Raw genomic sequence first — 1,776 nt, forward strand, 5'->3', positions numbered from 1 at the left:
CCGGTACCGATGACGACGAGATCGTAAGTGGCCATGATCAAATGTTCCGTGAGATTGCAATTCTGAAGATGCGCGGGCGGTCAGCGGCCGCCCGACACGTCGAGGATGGCGGACGTGACGTAGGAGGCCTCTTCCGACAGCAGCCAGACGATGGCATTGGCGATTTCGTCGGCCGAGCCGACCCGCTTCATCGGCACGGTGCCAGCGAGCCGGTGCGCGCGGTCGGGCTCACCGCCGGAGGCATGGATATCGGTGTCGATCAGGCCCGGGCGGATCGCCGCGACGCGGATGCCTTCGCTGGCGACTTCCTGGGCCAAACCGATCGTGAAGGAATCGATCGCACCCTTGGAGGCGGCGTAATCGACATAGGTGTTCGGCGAGCCGAGCTTGGCAGCGACCGATGACAGATTGACGATGACGCCGCCCTTGCCGCCATGGCGCGTCGACATCCGCTTCACCGCCTCGCGCGCGCAGAGAATGCTGCCGGTGACGTTGACTGCCATCAGCCGCTCGATACGCTCGGCGCTCATCTGATCGACCCGCGTGGTCGGCCCGACGATACCGGCATTGTTGATCAGCGCGCCCAGCGTTCCGAATTTGTCGGCGGCCTTGAACAGTTCGAGGATGTCATGCTCGCGGCCGACGTCGCATTTCACCGCGATCGCCTTGCCGTTCTTGGCCTCGATCGCCGCGACCGTATCTTTTGCGGCCGCCTCGTTGCTGGCATAGCCGACCACGATCCTGTAGCCGCGCGTGGCGGCCGCGAGTGCGGCGGCACGGCCGATGCCACGACTGCCACCGGTGATGACTGCAACCTTGTCCGTCATGATCGCCCTCAATGCTGAAGCGCGCTTTTGCGAAAGCGCGCTTCCGTTGATCCAGACTTTGTCCGGCTCAGAGATCCAGCACCAGGCGTGCCGGATCTTCCAGGCTTTCCTTGACGCGCACCAGGAAGGTCACGGCTTCCTTGCCGTCGATGACGCGGTGATCATAGGACAGCGCCAGATACATCATCGGCCGTACCTCGATCTTGCCGGCGACCACGATCGGCCGCTCCTGGATCTTGTGCATGCCGAGGATCGCGGACTGCGGTGCGTTCAGGATCGGCGTCGACATCAGCGAGCCGTAGATGCCGCCATTTGTGATGGTGAAGGTGCCGCCCTGCATCTCGTCGATCTTGAGCTGGCCGTCACGGGCGCGGCGGCCGAAATCGGCAATGCCCTTCTCGATATCGGCAATCGACTTGTGGTCGCAGTCGCGCACCACAGGCACGACCAGGCCCTTGTCGGTGCCGACGGCGACGCCGATGTGATAGTAGTTCTTGTAGATCAGGTCGGTGCCGTCGATCTCGGCGTTGACGGCTGGAATATCCTTCAGCGCCTGCACCACCGCCTTGGTGAAGAAGCCCATGAAGCCGAGCTTCGCGCCGTGCTTCTTCTCGAACACATCCTTGTACTGGCTGCGCAGCGCCATCACGTGGCTCATGTCGACCTCGTTGAAGGTCGTGAGCATGGCGGCGGTGTTCTGCACGTCCTTGAGGCGACGCGCGATGGTCTGGCGCAGCCGCGTCATCTTCACGCGCTCCTCGCGGGCCGCATCGTCGGCAGGCGAGGGGCTGCGGACCTGCACGGCGGCGGCAGGCTGATTGACCGGGGTCGGGGCCGACGCGGCGCGCTCGATAGCGGCCAGCATGTCGCCCTTGGTGACGCGGCCGTCCTTGCCCGAGCCCGGCACGGTCGAGGCATTGATGCCGCTCTCGGCGGAGAGCTTGCGCAC

2 protein-coding genes are annotated in these 1,776 nt (G+C 64.5%); both read right to left on the reverse strand.

Features of this window, described 5'->3' with window-relative positions:
- Positions 1 to 80: 80 nt before the first annotated feature.
- Complete coding sequence (locus tag WA702_RS27290; RefSeq protein ID WP_425113649.1) at positions 81 to 827, reverse strand: SDR family oxidoreductase; 747 nt, start codon at positions 825 to 827, stop codon at positions 81 to 83.
- Positions 828 to 894: 67 nt separating this feature from the next.
- A partial coding sequence (gene odhB / locus WA702_RS27295; RefSeq protein ID WP_425113650.1) for a 2-oxoglutarate dehydrogenase complex dihydrolipoyllysine-residue succinyltransferase occupies positions 895 to 1,776 on the reverse strand: 882 nt, incomplete at its 5' end.

It is taken from the genome of Bradyrhizobium sp. (assembly GCF_049798375.1).
Lineage (GTDB): Bacteria > Pseudomonadota > Alphaproteobacteria > Rhizobiales > Xanthobacteraceae > Bradyrhizobium.

Coding starts and splice junctions, on each gene's coding strand:
- WA702_RS27290 (WP_425113649.1), bottom strand. CDS start 827: ATGACGGACAAGGTTGCAGTCATCACCGGTGGCAGTCGTGGCATCGGC.